This is a genomic window from Actinomadura kijaniata, from assembly GCF_014138665.1.
GTDB lineage: Bacteria > Actinomycetota > Actinomycetes > Streptosporangiales > Streptosporangiaceae > Spirillospora > Spirillospora kijaniata.
This window is the reverse complement of record NZ_JACJIA010000001.1, coordinates 796,772-814,442: the sequence shown is the minus strand read 5'-3', so window position 1 is coordinate 814,442 and position 17,671 is coordinate 796,772. Positions and strand designations below refer to the sequence as shown.

Annotated in this window: 13 protein-coding genes; 11 read left to right on the top strand and 2 right to left on the bottom strand. The window is 72.7% G+C overall.

What is annotated here, in order from left to right; genetic code table 11:
- Nucleotides 1–306 precede the first annotated feature (306 nt).
- On the top strand, nucleotides 307–1,440 hold the full coding sequence (locus tag HNR61_RS03870; protein WP_182841672.1) for a lipase family protein: 1,134 nt from the start codon (nucleotides 307–309) through the stop codon (nucleotides 1,438–1,440).
- On the opposite strand, the gene HNR61_RS03865 is transcribed toward HNR61_RS03870, so the two are convergent.
- A complete protein-coding gene (locus HNR61_RS03865) occupies nucleotides 1,415–2,578 on the bottom strand; it encodes a sensor histidine kinase (protein ID WP_312897758.1) in 1,164 nt (387 codons plus the stop codon). The two genes, HNR61_RS03870 and HNR61_RS03865, sit on opposite strands and share 26 nt — an antisense overlap.
- A gap of 118 nt (nucleotides 2,579–2,696) precedes the next feature.
- Here HNR61_RS03865 and HNR61_RS03860 point away from each other — a divergent pair, with 118 nt between their 5' ends.
- Nucleotides 2,697–2,936, top strand: coding sequence for a helix-turn-helix transcriptional regulator (locus HNR61_RS03860; RefSeq protein ID WP_182841670.1), 240 nt, complete (start codon nucleotides 2,697–2,699; stop codon nucleotides 2,934–2,936).
- An 11-nt stretch (nucleotides 2,937–2,947) separates the two neighbouring features.
- Nucleotides 2,948–3,556 carry a hypothetical protein gene (locus HNR61_RS03855; protein WP_182841669.1) on the top strand — a complete coding sequence of 203 codons (609 nt, stop codon included), beginning with the start codon at nucleotides 2,948–2,950 and terminating at the stop codon, nucleotides 3,554–3,556.
- A 69-nt stretch (nucleotides 3,557–3,625) separates the two neighbouring features.
- Here the strand turns inward: HNR61_RS03855 and glgP are convergent, their stop codons facing one another.
- On the bottom strand, nucleotides 3,626–6,217 hold the full coding sequence (glgP, locus tag HNR61_RS03850) for an alpha-glucan family phosphorylase (protein ID WP_182841668.1): 2,592 nt from the start codon (nucleotides 6,215–6,217) through the stop codon (nucleotides 3,626–3,628).
- 258 nt (nucleotides 6,218–6,475) lie between these two features.
- On the opposite strand from glgP, the gene HNR61_RS03845 reads away from it, so the two are divergent.
- The 8 genes from HNR61_RS03845 (at nucleotide 6,476) to HNR61_RS03810 (ending at nucleotide 17,670) form a co-directional block, all read left to right on the top strand.
- Nucleotides 6,476–8,461, top strand: a complete 1,986-nt coding sequence (locus HNR61_RS03845) for an alpha-1,4-glucan--maltose-1-phosphate maltosyltransferase (RefSeq protein WP_182841667.1) — start codon at nucleotides 6,476–6,478, stop codon at nucleotides 8,459–8,461.
- On the top strand, nucleotides 8,458–10,557 hold the full coding sequence (gene treS / locus HNR61_RS03840; RefSeq protein WP_246441935.1) for a maltose alpha-D-glucosyltransferase: 2,100 nt from the start codon (nucleotides 8,458–8,460) through the stop codon (nucleotides 10,555–10,557). The genes HNR61_RS03845 and treS overlap by 4 nt, the downstream gene beginning before the upstream one ends.
- A 2-nt stretch (nucleotides 10,558–10,559) precedes the next feature.
- Nucleotides 10,560–12,011, top strand: a complete 1,452-nt coding sequence (locus HNR61_RS03835; RefSeq protein ID WP_312897757.1) for a maltokinase N-terminal cap-like domain-containing protein — start codon at nucleotides 10,560–10,562, stop codon at nucleotides 12,009–12,011.
- 346 nt (nucleotides 12,012–12,357) lie between these two features.
- Nucleotides 12,358–13,239, top strand: coding sequence for a glycosyltransferase family 2 protein (locus tag HNR61_RS03830; RefSeq protein ID WP_182841666.1), 882 nt, complete (start codon nucleotides 12,358–12,360; stop codon nucleotides 13,237–13,239).
- Entirely contained in the window at nucleotides 13,236–14,306 is a 1,071-nt protein-coding gene (locus HNR61_RS49820; protein ID WP_182841665.1) for a GNAT family N-acetyltransferase, read from the top strand. Before HNR61_RS03830 ends, HNR61_RS49820 begins: the two co-directional genes overlap by 4 nt.
- Nucleotides 14,303–15,352, top strand: coding sequence for a glycosyltransferase family 2 protein (locus tag HNR61_RS03820; RefSeq protein WP_312897756.1), 1,050 nt, complete (start codon nucleotides 14,303–14,305; stop codon nucleotides 15,350–15,352). Before HNR61_RS49820 ends, HNR61_RS03820 begins: the two co-directional genes overlap by 4 nt.
- A gap of 163 nt (nucleotides 15,353–15,515) precedes the next feature.
- Complete coding sequence (locus tag HNR61_RS03815; RefSeq protein ID WP_312897755.1) at nucleotides 15,516–16,322, top strand: polysaccharide deacetylase family protein; 807 nt, start codon at nucleotides 15,516–15,518, stop codon at nucleotides 16,320–16,322.
- Nucleotides 16,315–17,670, top strand: a complete 1,356-nt coding sequence (locus HNR61_RS03810) for a lipopolysaccharide biosynthesis protein (protein ID WP_182841664.1) — start codon at nucleotides 16,315–16,317, stop codon at nucleotides 17,668–17,670. Before HNR61_RS03815 ends, HNR61_RS03810 begins: the two co-directional genes overlap by 8 nt.
- The last annotated feature ends 1 nt before the right edge of the window (nucleotide 17,671 follow it).

Here is a 17,671-nt window from a genome sequence, read left to right as displayed (position 1 = left end):
GCCTCGGCCGGCGGACGGGCGACCGCCGAGGACCTGGTGCAGACCGCGCCGACCAGGGCGTGGCCGGCGTGGGCGGGGACGCGCGGCGCGGCCGGACGGCGATGACGCTGCGGGTGACCGACCGGGTCGAGGGCGGGCCCGGGGACCGGATGCTCTCCGTCCGGGTGGACGGGCTGCGCCCAGGGGTCACGCCGGAACGTCTCCGCCGGGCCGCGTGGAGAGACCCTGGGGGAAGTCCCGTTCCGGCCAGGGGGCTGGCCGGGGCGCGGGGGCGGGGTTAGGGTTTCGGCGATCTTGGAGGTCGTCTTGCGTCGAACGGTCGCCCTCGGCTCCGCCCTCGTGGTCCTCTCCGCGCCGGTCTCCCCCGCCCGCGCCGCCCCCGCCCGGAGCGCCGGGAGCGTGGTGTCGGTGACGCCCCTCCCGGCGGGGCTGTGGCTGCCGGGCGCCGGGAGCGCGCACCGCGTCGTCTACCGCACCACCGGCCCCACCGGAAAACCCGCGCTCAGCAGCGGGGCCGTGTTCGTCCCCCGGGGGACGCCGCCCGAAGGCGGGTGGCCCGTGGTGTCGTGGACGCACGGGACGGTGGGGCTCGGCGACGCCTGCGCCCCCTCCACGGCCGGGCGGTCGCAGCGGGACGTCACCTACCTGACCCGGTGGATGTCCGAGGGGTACGCGATCGTCTCGACCGACTACGTGGGGCTCGGCACGCCCGGCGTCCACCCGTACCTGGACGGCCGGAGCGCCGCCCACTCCGCCGTCGACATGGTGCGGGCCGCGCGCGGCGTGGACCGCTCGCTCGCCGCCCGGTGGGTCGCGGTCGGGCAGTCGCAGGGCGGGCACGCGGCCCTGTTCACCGCCGTGATCGCCCCCAGGTACGCCCCCGACCTGGACTTCCGGGGCGCGGTCGCCACCGGGCCGCCGTCCAACCTCGAAGGGATCGTCTTCCTGGCCGGGCCCCACATCCCCGACCTGCCCCTGGCCGACCTGACCGCCTACACCGCCTACATCCTGGCGGGCCTGCGGGCGGCCCGGCCCGCGTTCGACGTCGGCCGGTACCTCACCCCGCTCGGCCGGCGGGTCGTCGCCGACGCCGAGCGGCTCTGCTACGCCGACATGGTCACCCGCACCCGGGGCGTCTCGATCGGGAGCATGCTGCGGCGGCCGCTGTTCGACGCCGCCTTCTTCGAGCGGCTCAGAAGCGTGACCGAGGTGCCGCTGACCGGGTACCGGCGGCCGTTCTTCGTCGCGCAGGGCGTCAACGACACCACCGTGCCGATCCCGCTGACCCTCAAGCTGGCCGGCGACCTGAAGGCCCGCCGCCAGCCGGTGACGTTCCGGGCCTACCCGGGGACCGACCACAGCGGGACGATGGCCGCGTCCCTGCCCGACACGACCGCGTTCGTGAGGCGGCTGCTCAGCTCAGCGGCAGCCGGGCGCTGACCCGGAACCCGCCGCCGGGCCCCGGACCGGCGGACAGCTCGCCGCCCAGCGCCTCGGCGCGCTCCCGCATGCCCCGGACTCCGTTGCCGGAGCCGGGCGACACGCCGTCGCGGGACGGGCCCGGGTCGTCGATCTCCACGCGGACCGCGTCGCCGGCGTACCGGACCCGGACCGTCGCCTCGGTCGCGGCCGAGTGGCGGGTCACGTTCGTCAGCGACTCCTGCACGATCCGGTAGGCCGCCAGGTCCACCTCGGCGGGCACCGGGCGCGCCGCGCCCTCGGTGACGGCGCGCACGGTCAGCCCGGCGGCCGACGCGCCGGAGGTCAGCTCGGCCAGCCGGGCCAGGCCCGCCGCCGGGGCGTCGTCGTCGACCTGGCGCAGCACGCCGAGGGTGGTGCGCAACTCCCGCAGGGTGTCCTTGCTGGTCGCCTTGATGGCGGTCAGCGCGGACTCGGCCCCCGACGGGTCGCGGCGCAGGCCGTGCAGCGCGGCGGCGGCCTGCACGTTGATCAGCGAGATGTTGTGGCCGAGCACGTCGTGCAGGTCGCGGGCGATGCGCAGCCGCTCCTCGATGGCGCGGCGGCGGGCCTCCTCCTCGCGGGTGCGCACCGCCTCGGCGAGGCGGCACTCGTACTCGCGCAGGTAGGCGCGGCGGTTGTGGGCGACGCCGCCGACCGCGACCACCGCCACGAACCATCCCGCCATCAGGTACAGGCCCGAGTTCCGCAGGTGGTTGATGCCGCTGGTGGCCTCGCCGTAGGTCATCACGCCCAGCGCCGCCGCGCCGACCAGGACGGCGGCCACCGTCCTGCCCTCGGCGGCGACGGTGTAGAGCGCGACGATGAACGCCAGCAGGATCGGCCCGTCCGGCTCGGTCATCGGGTAGTACGCCGCGCACGCCAGGCTCACGACCACCGCGACGGTGACCGGACGGCGCCGCCGCCAGTACAGCGCGCCGCAGGCGATCACGGTCAGGGTCCATCCGGAGCCCGGGACGCGCTCGTACGCGCTCTGCCAGCTCCGCCCCTCCAGAAGGAGCAGGACGTAGGTCGCCGACAGCGCGAACAGGCCCAGCGCCAGCGCGGCGTCGGCGCGGCCGCCGCGCAGGGTTCGGGACAGGACGGACCAGAGGGGCACGCCCCTCATCCTGCCAGTCGCACCGAACCTCCTACTTGTGCGATCAGATGTAGTAGTCCTACTATCAATAACAACAGAGATGCACCGGTCCGTAGAACCGGGACTACGAGGGGATGGGATGCCCACCGACAAGGAGCACGTCCACAACCGCATCGCGGTGCTGCGCGCCGAACGCGGCGTGTCCCGCCGCGACCTGGCCACCGCCCTCGGCGTCCACTACCAGACCATCGGCTACCTGGAGCGGGGCGAGTACAGCCCCAGCCTCCACCTGGCGCTGCGCATCGCCGCCCACTTCGAGGTGCCGGTCGAGGTGGTCTTCTCGCTCACGCCGTTCCCCCGTCTCGGCAGCACGACCTGAAAGGCCCGCTCATGAAAGGCACGACCATGGAGCCCACCTCCCGCAAGCGGAAGGCCGAAGCGCTGCGCGAGGAGTCCAGGCGCCGCGCCGCCGAGCGGCAGCGGCGCCGCGACGACATCATCCGGGCCACGATCGACCAGGAGATGGCCCCGCGCTGGGCGAGCCGGGCGGGCCGCCGCCGGCTGGTCGGCCTGGCCGCCGGGCTGCTGGCCCTGCCGTGGGCGGCGGTCGTGGTCTGCTGGCACCTGGCGCCCAGCGACACCGCCATGTGGGCCACGTTCGGGCTGTGCCTCGCCGCCGCGCTGGGGTTCACGCTGCTCGCCAGCCCGCTGATGAAGGTCACCCGGGGCGTGGCCGGGGCGCCCGACCGCCTGCTGGACGAGCGTCAGATCACCGAGCGGCTGCGGGCCCAGGCCCTGGCCCACCGCGCCACGCTGACGCTCCTGCTCGCCGCGGCGGTCCTGGTGAGCACGACGGTCCCCGACGAGGGGGACGTCGCGACCCTCCCCAGCGCCGTGTTCGCGGTGTTCTCCATCGCCCTGCTCGCCACGGTCGCGGCGCTGCCGATGCTGATCGCCGCCTGGCGGATGCCCGACCCGCTCCCCGACGACGAGGACTGACCCGTTGCGCCGTGGCCCGGCGGGCGGCCGGTGAGGCCGCCCGCCGGGCCGTGGCGCGCGTCCGGCCGGTCAGCGCAGGTTGCCGTTGGTCATCCCGTGCGGCGCGGGCGGCAGCGTGACCAGGCCCATCTCGGCGGGACCGGCCAGCATCGCGTGGCGCGGCACGACGCGGACGCTGTAGCCGAACGCGCCGCTGCGCGCCAGCGGCACCTCGCCCACGTACCGCAGCCGCCCCTCCTCCACCGGCTCGCCGCCGGACAGCTCCAGGTAGGAGGGGTCGATCAGCGCGTCGGTGTCGTCGACCCGGCCGTAGGCCACCTCCACCGCCACGTCCGACGGGTCCAGGCCGCCGAGGTCCACCACCACGCGGACCGGCAGGCTCGTCCCCACGTGCGGGCTGGCCTCGCCGGTGGACTCCACGTGCTCGACGGCCACCGTCGGCCACGCCTTGACGATCCGCTGCTTCCACACCGCCAGCGAGCGCGCCCCCGCGTGGTCGTCGGCGGCCATCGCCCGGCCCGACCGCGCCGCCGGAACGTAGTACCGCTGCACGTAGTCCCGCAGCATCCGGCTGGCCAGCACCTTCGGCCCGAGCGTGGCGATGGTGTGCTTGACCATCTCCAGCCAGCGGCGCGGCAGGCCCGAGGCGTCGCGGTCGTAGAACATCACCGACACGTGGTCGGCGACCAGCTCGTACAGCGCGGCCGACTCCAGCGCGTCGCGGCGGTCGGGCCCGGCCAGGCCGTCGGCGGACGGGATCGCCCAGCCGTTCTGGCCGTCGTACCACTCGTCCCACCAGCCGTCGCGGATCGACAGGTTCAGGCCGCCGTTGAGGGCGGCCTTCATGCCGGAGGTGCCGCACGCCTCCAGCGGGCGCAGCGGGTTGTTCAGCCACACGTCGCAGCCCTGCACCAGGGCCTGGCCGAGCGCCATGTCGTAGTCGGGCAGGAACACGATGCGGTGCCGCACGTCCTCGGCGTCGGCGAACCGGACGATGTCCTGGATCAGCCGCTTGCCGCCCTCGTCGGCCGGGTGCGCCTTGCCCGCGATGACGATCTGCACGGGCCGCTCGGGGTCCAGCAGCAGCGCGCGCAGCCGCTCGGGGTCGTGCATCATCAGCGTCAGCCGCTTGTAGGACGGCACCCGCCGCGCGAACCCGATGGTCAGCACGTCGGGGTCGAGCGCGTCGTCGATCCAGGAGATCTCCGCCTCGCTCGCGCCCCGGTGCTTCCACGACTCGCGCAGCCGCCGCCGGGCCTCCTCGACCAGCCGGGCGCGCAGCAGGCGGCGGATCCGCCAGATCTCCTGCCCGGGGACGCGCCGGACGCCCTCCCAGCCCTCACCGTGCAGCACCGACGGGACCTCGCGGGCCGCCAGTTCGAGGATCTCGCGGGCCACCCACGTCCCGGCGTGGACGCCGTTGGTGACCGACCCGACCGGCACCTCGGCGGTGTCGAACCCGCCCCACAGGCCGCCGAACATCTCCCGGCTGACCTGGCCGTGCAGCGTGGACACGCCGTTGACGCGCTGCGCCAGCCGCATCCCCATGACGGCCATGTTGAACACGGCCGGGTCACCCTCGGGATAGGTCTCGGCCCCCAGCTCCAGGATGCGTTCGGCGGGGACCTCGGGCTCCTCGTTGGCGCCGCCGAAGTACTTGCGGACCAGCTCGCGCGGGAACCGGTCGATGCCCGCCGGGACGGGCGTGTGCGTGGTGAACACCGTCCCGGCGCGGGTGGCCTCCAGGGCCTCGTCGAAGCTGAGGCCGTGCTCGGAGACCAGCTCGCGGATGCGTTCCAGGCCGAGGTACCCGGCGTGGCCCTCGTTGGTGTGGAAGACCTCCGGCGCGGGGTGCCCGGTGATGCGGCAGTAGGCCCGGATCGCCCGCACGCCGCCGATGCCCAGCAGCATCTCCTGGAGCAGGCGGTGGTCGCCGCCGCCCCCGTAGAGCCGGTCGGTGATGTCGCGGCCGGCCTGGTCGTTCTCCTCGACGTCGGAGTCCAGCAGCAGTTGCGGGACGCGGCCCACCCGCGCCAGCCACACGTGGGCGTGCAGGTCGTGGCCCTGCGGCAGCCCGATCCGGACCCGCACCGGGGCGCCGTCGGGCTCGCGCAGCAGGGTCAGCGGCAGGCCGTTGGGATCGATCGGCGGGTAACGCTCCAACTGCCAGCCGTCCGGCGACAGCGACTGGGAGAAGTACCCGTGCCGGTACAGCAGGCCCACCCCGATGATGGGCACCCCCAGGTCGCTGGCGGTCTTGAGGTGGTCGCCCGCGAGGATGCCCAGGCCGCCGGAGTACTGCGGCAGCGCCGCGGTGATGCCGTACTCGGGCGAGAAGTAGGCGATGGCCTTCGGGGCGTCGTCAAGGGTCTGGTACCAGCGGTCGGCGGTCAGATACTCGCGCAGGTCCTCGGCCGTGTCGTTCAGCTGGCGCAGGAAGCGCCGGTCGGCGGCGAGGCGTTGCAGCCGCGCCGGTCCGACCTCCCCCAGCAGCCGGACCGGGTCGTGCCGGACGGTCTCCCACAGCGCGGGGTCCACCGACCGGAACAGGTCGAGTGTCTCGTGGTGCCATGACCAGCGGAGATTCAGGATCAGCTCTTCCAGCGGAAGAAGAGGTTCCGGAAGGACGGTACGTACGGTGAATCGCCTGATTGCCTTCACGCAGCGCCACGCTAGGCGCTCGATCCGTTCATCGCACCGGGTACCACGCGAAAATCACCACCTCGATCCGCACTTCCCACCCGAGGTAGCAGACATGTAACGCAAAGTAACTTCTTCTTACCGCAGAGTAGGCACTCGATCGCCGCGAGGACGGTTTTCTCAATCACGAACGGGTAGGGAAGCCGCATGCGCGCCCAGCCCACCACGTCCCGCAAGTCTGATACGACCCGCAAGCCCGAAATATCCAGAAGGTCGGGAATGACAAGACTTGGCCGTATCCCCATCCTCCAGGTGGCCCCGCTGGTCGAGTGCGGAAAGTGGCCCGCCAAGGCCGTCGTGGGCGAGACCTTCCAGGTCAACGCCACCGTCTTCCGTGAAGGGCACGAGCGGCTCGGCGCGGCCGTGGTGCTGCGCGACCCCCACGGCGAGGTCCAGCCGCCGGTCCGGATGACCGAGATCGCCAAAGGCCTCGACCGCTACGGCGCGGACGTCACCGTCACCGCGCCCGGCACCTGGCACTACCGCGTCGAGGCGTGGGGCGACCCCCTGGCCCACTGGCGGCACGACGCCGAGATCAAGGTGCCGCGCGGGCAGGACGTCGAGCTGATGCTCACCGAGGGCGCGCTGCTGTTCGAACGCGCCGCCGAGGCCCTGCCCTCCCACGACCGGCAGGTGTTCGTCCGGCTGGCGCACACGCTGCGGGACCGGACCCTGTCGCCCGCCGCGCGCATGGAGGCCGCCGCCACGCCCGACGTGCGCGACCTGGAGGAGCGCTACCCGCTGCGCGACCTGCTGACCGCCACCGAGTGGTTCCCGCTGGTCGTCCACCGGGAACGCGCGCTGTTCGGCTCCTGGTACGAGTTCTTCCCCCGCTCCGAGGGCGCGCAGTTCGACCCGATGGGGCGGCGCGGACCGCTGTCGGGAACGTTCCGCACCGCGATGAAGCGGCTGCCCGCCGTCGCCGAGATGGGCTTCGACGTGGTGTACCTGCCGCCGATCCACCCGATCGGCCGCACCTTCCGCAAGGGGCCCAACAACACCCTGGAGGCCGGCCCCTACGACCCGGGCTCGCCGTGGGCGATCGGCTCGGCCGAGGGCGGGCACGACGCCGTCCACCCCGACCTCGGCACGATCGAGGACTTCGACGCGTTCGTCGCCTACGCCCGCGACCTGGGCATGGAGGTCGCGCTCGACTTCGCGCTCCAGTGCTCCCCCGACCACCCGTGGGTCGGCGAGCACCCCGAGTGGTTCACCACCCGCGCCGACGGCACCATCGCCTACGCCGAGAACCCGCCCAAGAAGTACCAGGACATCTACCCCCTCAACTTCGACAACGACCCCGAGGGCATCTACGCCGAGATCCTGCGGGTGCTGCGGCACTGGATGGACCACGGCGTGCGGATCTTCCGGGTGGACAACCCGCACACCAAACCGGTGCCGTTCTGGGAACGCCTGCTGGCCGAGGTCGCCGAGACCGATCCCGACGTGCTGTTCCTGGCCGAGGCGTTCACCCGGCCCGCGATGATGCACACCCTCGCCAGGATCGGCTTCCACCAGTCCTACACCTACTTCACCTGGAAGAACTCCCGGCACGAGCTGGAGGAGTACTTCACCGGGCTGTCCGGCGAGGCGGCCGCCTACATGCGGCCCAACGTCTTCGTCAACACCCCCGACATCCTCAACGAGTACCTGGTGCACGGCGGACGCCCCGCGTTCGAGATCCGCGCGGTGCTGGCCGCGCTGCTGTCCCCCACCTGGGGCGTGTACTCCGGCTACGAACTGATCGAGAACGTCCCCGTCCGTCCCGGCAGCGAGGAGTACCGCGACTCCGAGAAGTACCAGTACAAACCCCGCGACTGGGAGGAGGCCGAACGCGAGGGACGCTCGATCGCCCCGCTGATCGGCCGCCTCAACGAGGTGCGGCGGGGGCACCCGGCGCTGCACAGGCTGCGCAACCTGAGATTCCACCATGTGGACCAGCCCGAGCTGATCTGTTTCAGCAAGGCGCTGGGCAACGACGTCGTGATCGCGGTGGTGAACCTCAACCCTCACCAGGCCCGCGAGGCGACCGTCCACCTGGACCTGACCGCACTGGGGCTGGACGCCGACGCCGCCGCCCACGGGTTCGAGGTCACCGACGAGCTGTCGGGGGCGACCTACACCTGGTGGCAGGCCAACTACGTGCGCCTGGATCCCCACGAACAGCCGGCCCACATCTTCACGCTTCGGGGAAGGACGAGTTGAGCACCTCCGACCAGCCCACGCCCGCCGACCCCTCCGGCCTCACCGGCCCCAACGGCCCTGCCGGCCCCACCGACCACGACAGCGAGATCCCGGACCACGACCTGCTGCCCCACGAGGGCCGCAGCGCGGAGGAACGGCGCGCCGAGGACCGCCGGACCGAGGAGCGCCGGGCCGAGACCCGCAGCGGGGAGCCCCGTTCGGTGACCGAGTCCCGCGAGTCGCACGCGATGCGCCCGGCGGCGGGCGGCGCGCCCTCGGTGTCCGCCCCCTCCGCTTCCACGACCACCCCGCTGCCCCCACCGGGCGCGGTGCCCGAGGAGGAGCCGATCACCGAGTTGCCCCCCGACGCGGCCCCGCTGTCGTACGAGCCGGTCCCCGACGCGTTCGACCCCGAGACCCCCCGCGATCCGCACTGGTTCAAGACCGCCGTGTTCTACGAGGTGTCGGTGCGCGGGTTCGCCGACTCCAACAACGACGGGTACGGCGACCTGCGCGGCCTCATCGAGCGGCTGGACCACCTCCAGTGGCTCGGCGTGGACTGCCTGTGGCTGCTGCCGATCTACCACTCGCCGCTGAAGGACGGCGGCTACGACATCAGCGACTACACCAAGATCCTTCCGGAGTTCGGCGAGCTGGGCGACTTCGTGGAGCTGATCGACCAGGCGCACGCCCGCGGCATCCGCGTGGTCGCCGACCTGGTCATGAACCACACCAGCGACCAGCACCCGTGGTTCCAGGCGTCGCGGACCGATCCCGACGGCCCGTTCGGCGACTTCTACGTGTGGTCCGACACCGACGAGAAGTACGCCGACGCCCGCATCATCTTCGTGGACACCGAGACGTCGAACTGGACGTTCGACCCGGTGCGCGGGCAGTACTACTGGCACCGCTTCTTCTCCCACCAGCCCGACCTGAACTACGACAACCCGGCCGTGCAGGACGCGATGCTGGAGGTGCTGCGGTTCTGGCTGGACCTCGGCATCGACGGGTTCCGGCTGGACGCGGTGCCCTACCTGTACGAGCGCGAGGGCACCAACTGCGAGAACCTGCCCGAGACGCACGCCTACCTCAAGCGCGTCCGCGCCGAGGTGGACCGCCTCTACCCCGACCGGGTGCTGCTGGCCGAGGCCAACCAGTGGCCCGCCGACGTGGTGGAGTACTTCGGCGACCCGGGCGTGGGCGGCGACGAGTGCCACATGGCGTTCCACTTCCCCGTCATGCCGCGGATCTTCATGGCGGTGCGGCGCGAGCAGCGCTACCCCATCTCCGAGATCATGGCGCAGACGCCGAAGATCCCCGAGAACTGCCAGTGGGGCATCTTCCTGCGCAACCACGACGAGCTCACGTTGGAGATGGTCACCGACGAGGAGCGCGACTACATGTACGCCGAGTACGCCAAGGATCCCCGGATGAAGGCCAACATCGGGATCCGGCGGCGGCTCGCCCCCCTGCTGGACAACGACCGCAACCAGCTGGAGCTGTTCACCGCGCTGCTGCTGTCGCTGCCCGGCTCGCCCGTCCTGTACTACGGCGACGAGATCGGGATGGGCGACAACATCTGGCTCGGCGACCGCGACGCGGTCCGCACCCCCATGCAGTGGACGCCCGACCGCAACGCGGGGTTCTCGCGCTGCGATCCCGCCCGGCTCTACCTGCCGCTCATCATGGACCCGATCTACGGCTACCAGGCCGTCAACGTCGAGGCCCAGCGCGACAACCCCGGCTCGCTGCTCAACTGGACCCGCAAGATGATCGAGATCCGGCAGCGGCACCCGGTGTTCGGCGTCGGCGAGTACGTCGAGCTGTCGGCGTCCAACCCCAGCGTGCTGGCGTTCGTGCGGGAGATCCCCGACGGGGAGGCCAACCAGTGGGGCGGCATGGACACCGTCCTGTGCGTCAACAACCTGTCCCGGTTCCCGCAGCCGGTGGAGCTGGACCTGCGCCGGTTCCGCGGCTCCACCCCGATCGAGTGCATGGGCGGGGTGCAGTTCCCGGCGATCGGCGAGCTGCCGTACCTGCTGACCCTGCCCGGCCACGGCTTCTACTGGTTCCTGCTGCCGCCCGCCCCCGCCGACGCCGGTGACGAGGTGATCTGACCGTGCCCGCCGAGTCCACGATGGCCGCCCTGCTGCACGACTGGCTGCCCCGCCAGCGCTGGTTCGCCGGTAAGGACCGGCCGGTGACCGAGGTGTCGCTCGGCACCGCCACCGAACTGCTGCCGGGCGATCCGGGGCTCCGGCACCTGGTGCTGGACGTCCGGCAGGGCGACGTCGTGGACCACTACCAGGTCCTGCTGGGCACCCGGCGGGTCCTGCCCGACCGGCTCGCGCACGCCGAGATCGGCCGGGTCGGCGAGGGGCACGACGCGACGCACGTCTACGACGCCGTCCACGACCCGGAGCTGAACCGGGCGCTGCTGGCCGGGATCGCCGAGGAGGCGGCGGTGGGGCCGCTGCGGTTCCGCCGCGCCCCCGGCACGGCGATCGACGTCTCGGCCCCGGGGACGCCGATGTCGGCCGAGCAGAGCAACACCTCCCTGGTGTACGGCGAGACCCACATCTGCAAGCTGTTCCGGCGGCTGTCGCCCGGCCCCAGCCCCGACCTGGAGATCAACCTTGCGCTGTCGGAGCTGGGCTGCCCGCACGTCCCGGCCGTGCACGGATGGGTCGAGCTGGCGACCGCCGGCACCGGGGAGCCGGTCACGCTGGCGCTGCTGTCGGAGTTCCTGCGCGGCGGCAGCGACGGGTGGCGGCTGGCGACCACCAGCGTGCGCGACTGGTTCGCGATGCCGATGACGCGCGGCGCGGAGCCCTACCCCGGGGCCCCCACCAGGCGTCCCAACGGGAGCTACACGGCGGCCGACCCGGGCTGGGCGGGCGGCGACTTCGCGGCCGAGGCCGAGCGCCTCGGCGCGGCGACCGCGGCGGTCCACCGCGACCTGGCCCGCGCGTTCGGCGTCACCGAGGTCGGCGCCGAGCACGTCCGGGAGATGGCGCGGGCCATGCGCCGCCAGCTCGACGAGGTCGCGGCGGACGTCCCGGAGGTGGCCCCGCACGCCGGGGCGATCGGCGCGACGTTCGACGCGCTGGCCGAGCGCACCGAGCCGCTGGCCCTGCAACGCGTCCACGGCGACCTGCACCTCGGGCAGGCCATGCGCACCGGCCACGGGTGGACGCTGCTGGACTTCGAGGGCGAGCCCGCGCGCACCCCCGAGGAGCGCCGGGCGCTGGGGCACCCGCTGCGGGACGTGGCGGGGATGCTGCGGTCGTTCGAGTACGCGGCGCGGTTCCTGCACGCCGACGAGGGGCAGGCGCCCCCGGCGGTGGCGCTGGAGCAGGAGCGGCGGGCGCTGGCGTGGGCCGAGCGCAACCGGGAGGCGTTCTGCCGGGGCTACGCGGCGGCGGGCGGTCCGGACCCGGCCGCGCACCGGGTGCTGACGCGGGCGCTGGAGTTCGACAAGGCGGTGTACGAGATCCGTTATGAGGCCCGCAACCGGCCCTCCTGGCTGACCGTTCCCCTGCATTCGCTGGCGCATCTGACGGCGCGTTGATCTCCATGGCGACAAAAGCCATGAATCATTCAAAAAATCGCCACCGCCCGGTTATGATCAATTGCAGGTGATCTTTTTTCGCGGCCGCCCGGAACGGGGGCGCGAGAACGCCGCACCACCCCGCTGACGTGGCCACATCCGGTCAATGGGCGCTGTCACGTTTATCCGTTTTCCCCCTCTATGACCGGCCGAGCGAACCGTGACCGCCCCCTTACCAGTCGGAGCCGTACCAGGTACGTAGGCGATCCTGCGCAACTTACGGGAGTGAACGTCCGATCGGCCCAAACATGATGGGCGGACCCGACATCTAAAGGGTCAAGACGTCAACCACTTACGGGGAACTCCCATGCGACCTGATGACTCCTCCGTGCACGTCACCGGAGTGGTGGGGGCGGCCTCCCTCCCGCTCCCCACCAACCTCCGGAACCTCTCGGGGCACGCGCGGCGCTGGCCGACCGTGACCGCCGTGATCCCCACCCTCAACGAGGTCGAGAACCTGCGATGGCTCCTGCCGCGGCTGACCGCGGTGGACGAGATCGTGATCGTCGACGGCGAGTCCAGCGACGGCACGGTGGAGTACGTGCTGACCGTCCGTCCGGACGCCAAGGTGATCGTCGAGCCGCCCACGGGGAAGGGCAGCGCCATGCGGACGGGGATGGCCGCGGCGACCGGCGAGATGATCATCATGCTGGACGCCGACGGCAGCATGGACCCGGCCGAGTTCGACTCGTTCCTCGCGCTGCTGTGCCGCGGCTACGACTTCGTCAAGGGCACCCGCTACGGCTGCGGGGGCGGCTCCGACGACCTGACCGGCCTGCGCCGCGTCGGCAACTCGGCGCTGACCTGGCTGGCCAACCGCCTGTACCGGCAGAACTGGTCGGACCTGTGCTACGGCTATGTGGCCATGCGCCGCGACGCGGTGGACCGGCTCCGGCTGGAGTCCACCGGCTTCGAGATCGAGACCGAGATGTGCGTCAACGCCGTCCGGGCCGGTCTGCGCATCGCCGAGGTCCCCAGCCACGAGACCGAGCGGCGGCACGGCGAGTCCAACCTCAACACCTGGCGGGACGGCTGGCGCGTGCTGCGCACCATGATCCGCCTGCGCTTCCGGGGCCCGCTGGAGCCGGTGGCCGGGCCCGCCGCGGGCCCCGCCGTCCGCCCGCACCCCGCCGAGCCGGTCCACCTGGACTGGGAGGCGGCCGCGTTCAGCAGGACAGGGACCGAGTGAAGATCACCGTTGTGCGCCCGCTCGACCTCGGCGAGACCGAGGTCAAGCGGTGGCGCGACCTCCAGCTCACCGGGCCCGACCTGATGAACCCGTTCCTGGCGCCGGAGTTCACCCTCGGCGTCGGGCTGTTCCGCGACGACGTGCGCGTCGCCGTCGTCGAGGACGGACCGGACGTGGCCGCGTTCCTCCCCTTCCAGCGCGGCCCGCTCGGCACCGGCCACCCCGTGGGATTCGGCCTGACCGACCTGCAGGGGATCGTCGCCCCGCCGGACCTCGACCTGGACGCCCGCGCGCTGCTGCGGGCGTGCCGGATCGGCGTGTGGGACTTCGACCACCTGCTGGCGTCCCAGGTCATGTTCAGGCCGTTCCACACGGTGCGCCGCGTCGAACCCGTCATGGAGCTCGGCGAGGGGTTCGAGGCGTTCGAGGCGCACCTGAGGAAGGCCGCGCCCAAGACCCACAAGACCATCCGCTACAAGGAGCGCAAGCTCGGCCGCGACGTCGGCGAGCTGCGCTACGAGTTCGAGTCGCGCGAGACCGCCGACCTGAAGCGGCTCATGGACTGGAAGTCCGAGCAGTACAACCGCACCGGGCGGACCGACCGGTTCGCCCGGCCGTGGATCGTGCGGCTGGTGCGGCACCTCCACGAGACCGGGTTCGGGGTGCTCAGCGTGCTGTGGGCGGGCGACGAACCGGTCTCCGCCCACTTCGGGCTGCGCAACGGCCCGGTCATGGCGGGCTGGTTCCCCGCCTACGACACCCGGTTCGGCAAGTACTCCCCCGGCATGATCGGCCATCTGCTGCTCGCCCGGGGCTGCGCCGGCAACGGCGTCACCGAGATCGCGATGGGCCGCGGCGGCAAGGAGTTCAAGGAGGGCTTCAAGGGCCGCGAGATCCCCATCGCCGAGGGCCGGGTCGCCCGGCCCACGCCCGCCGCCGCGCTCCACTGGGCCCGCACCGCCCCGCTGAACCGGGCGCGCGGCGCGGTGCTGGACAACCCGGCGCTCTACCGGAAGGCGGACCGCGTCCTGAAGACCTACGCACGGCTGAGGAGGCGGGCGTCGTGAGCACCACCCTGCCGATCTCCGTCGTGATCTGCGCCTACACCGAGCAGCGCTGGGACGACGTGCACGCCGCCGTCGCGTCGGTGCGCGCCCAGCGGCACGCCCCGTTCGAGATCATCGTCGTGGTCGACCACAACCCGGCCCTGCACGCCCGGCTGAAGGCCTCCCTGCCCGACGTCACCGTCGTGGAGAACCGCGAGGACCGGGGCCTGTCGGGCGGCAAGAACACCGGCGTCGCGGTCGCGCGCGGCGACGTGGTGGCCTTCCTCGACGACGACGCGGTCGCCGCGCCGGGCTGGCTGGAGGCGTTCGCCGGGCACTACGACGACCCGAAGGTCGCCGGGGTCGGCGGGCTCACGCTGCCGCTGTGGCCCGGCTCCACGCCCTCCGGCGCGCTGGTGGACGACCCGGTCCCGGCCACGACCGGCACCCGGCCGCGCTGGTTCCCCGAGGAGTTCGACTGGACGGTCGGCTGCACCTACCGGGGGCTGACGCCGGGGCCGGTCCGCAACGTGATGGGCGGCAACGCCTCGTTCCGCCGCGACATGTTCCCGATCGCCGGAGGCTTCAGCTCCGGCATCGGGCGAAGCTTCCACAAACGGCCCCTGGGCTGCGAGGAGACCGAGTTCTGCATCCGGCTGCGGCAGCGCAGCCCCGGATCGGAGCTGATCTACGACGACCAGGCGGTCATCTGGCACCGGGTGCCCTCCGAACGCGCCCGCTTCGCCTACTTCCGCGAACGCTGCTACGCCGAAGGACTGTCGAAGGCGCTGGTCACCCAGAGCGTCGGCAGCCAGGACGGCCTGGCCAGCGAGCGCGCCCACGCCCTCAGGACGCTGCCGCGCGGCGTCCTGGCCGGGGTGTCCGACGCGGTCAAGGGCGACCGCGCCGGACTCGGCCGGGCCGGAGCGATCACCGTCGGGCTGGCGTGGACGGCCTGGGGCTACGCGATGGGGCAGTACGCGGCGCGGCGGCGGACCCGCCGCTCCCGCCGCCTCGTCGCCCGCGCCGGCCCCGGGGACGTCCGCGGCCGCGAGGAGACGACCTGACGCGCACCGGGCCGGGCGCGGGCGCGCCGGAGGTCCCTGCGGGCCGCCGGTGCGCCCGCGCGTCCAGCGGTCGGCCGGTGCCGGTCACGAGGGTAAAGCTTCCGAACCTTTGCCTCGCCGGCGGCGTTCCAACCCATAGACCAACGAGCCCCTGGACGAACCCGTGAGCGTTCCCATCCTGATGTACCACTCGGTACGCGAGCGGCCGCCGAAGCGGACCGCGGCCCTCGCGGTGACGCCCGGCGCGTTCGCCGACCAGATGGCGCTGCTGGCCGAGGAGGGGTTCACGCCGATCCCGTTCGGGGCGCTGCGCGAGGCCCACCGGCACCCCCGGCCCATCGTGATCACCTTCGACGACGGGTACGCCGACTTCCACGGGCACGCGCTGCCGGTCCTGGAGCGGCACGGGTTCCCCGCCACGGTGTTCGTGACCACCGGCTGGCTCGCCGACGCCGGGCCGGACGCGGCGGGACGCCCGCTGGACACGATGATGGCGTGGTCGCAGGTCCGCGAGGCCGCCGCGCACGGCGTGGAGATCGGCGGGCACAGCCACAGCCACCCGCAGCTCGACCAGCTCGGCGACGCCGCGCTCCGCGACGAGCTGACCCGCAACCGGGGACTGCTGGAGGACCGCGCCGGCGTCCCGGTCACCACGATGGCCTACCCCTTCGGGTATTCGAGCGCGCGCGTGAGGCGTGCGGTACGCGCCGCGGGGTATGAGACGGCGTGTGCGGTCGCCAACCGCCTCGCCGACCCCCGCCGCCTCGGCGACGGGAGCGCCGCGCGCGACGACGCGCTGGCGGTCCCCCGGCTGACCGTCCGCATGTCCACCTCGCTCGCCACGTTCGCCACGATCGTCGACGGGAGGAACGTCTCCCTGATCTTCCTCAGGGACCGTGCGCTCACCAAGGGCTACGCCGTGCTGCGGCGGGCCCGCTACGGAGTCAGGAAAGCGACGGGCCGTGTCTGACCGGAGCCCCCTGGCCACGTCCCGCCCCGAGCCGCGGGCCGGGACGAGCGCCCGCCTGCGCGAGTGGCTGCGCGGCGAGCTGTCCAACCCGATGTTCCGCAGCGCCTACGCGCTCATGCTCAACGGCGGCGTGACGACGCTGCTGGGCGCGGCGTTCTGGGGCCTGGGCCCGCTGTTCTACCGCGACCCCGCCGACTTCGGCCGCATGACCTCCGTCAACCAGGCGATCATGTTCGTCGGCGGCGTCACCATGCTCAACTTCCTGCTGATCCGGTTCCTCCCGGAGACGGCCCGCAACACCCGCCGGCTGGTGCTGCTGTGCTACGCCGTCGGCGCGGTCGCCGCCGCCGGGGTCGGGACCGCGTTCCTGGTGACGGTCCAGGTCTGGGGACGGCACTGGGACAACTTCGACCATCTGCACGGGCTCGGCGCGGGCCTGGTCTTCCTGGCGATGGCGGTCGCGTGGAACCTGTGGAACGCCATGGAGGCCGTCTTCACCGGGCTGCGCCACGCCGGGTGGGTCCCGGCCGTCAACACGGTCTGGTCGCTGGCCCGGCTCGGGCTGCTGGTGGCGCTGGCGTCGGCGTTCCCCCACAACGGCGTCGTCCTGGCCTGGTACCTGCCGGTGATGGTGCTGCTGGTCCCGGCCAACGCGGTCATCCTCGGCCGGCTGATCCCCGAGCACCGCCGCGTCAACGAGGGCCGGGGCCACCGCTCCACGCCCCGCCAGATGGCCGCCTACTTCGGCACCGGCTACCTGGGCGGCGCGCTCCAGTTCGCGACGCTCAGCCTCGTGCCGATCGTCGTCGCCGCGCACCTGTCCCCCACGACGACCGGCTACTTCCAGGTCGCCTGGGTCGCGGGCATGATGCTGGACCTGGCGGCGATCACCCTGTCGTACTCGCTCACCGTCCAGGGCGCGTTCGACCGGGAGTCGCTGGCCGCCTCCACCCGCGCGGCGCTGCGCCGCAGCGTGTTCCTGCTGGTCCCGGCCATCCTCCTGGCGATCGTGGCCGCGCCGTACGCGCTGCGGGTCTACGGCCACGACTACGTCAGCGGCGCGCCGCTGTTCCAGGTCCTGGCCCTCGCCGTCATCCCGAAGGCGGTCATCGAGATCTACATCGGCGCGCTGCGGGTCCACAACCGCACCCGGCTGATCGCCCTGCTCCAGGGGGTCCGGCTGGTGGGCATGCTCGGCCTGGTCCTCCTGCTGATCGACGAGCGGCACCTGTACACCATCGGCGTGGCGGTCGTGGTCGTGAACGTCGCGGTCGCGCTGGCGATCCTGCCGGGCCTGCGCCGCGTCATCAGCCCTTCCACGACGAGCCGGGAGCGGGATATCTCTTGAA

Coding starts and splice junctions, on each gene's coding strand:
- HNR61_RS03860 (WP_182841670.1), top strand. CDS start 2,697: ATGCCCACCGACAAGGAGCACGTCCACAACCGCATCGCGGTGCTGCGC.
- HNR61_RS03855 (WP_182841669.1), top strand. CDS start 2,948: ATGAAAGGCACGACCATGGAGCCCACCTCCCGCAAGCGGAAGGCCGAA.
- HNR61_RS03845 (WP_182841667.1), top strand. CDS start 6,476: ATGACAAGACTTGGCCGTATCCCCATCCTCCAGGTGGCCCCGCTGGTC.
- HNR61_RS03830 (WP_182841666.1), top strand. CDS start 12,358: ATGCGACCTGATGACTCCTCCGTGCACGTCACCGGAGTGGTGGGGGCG.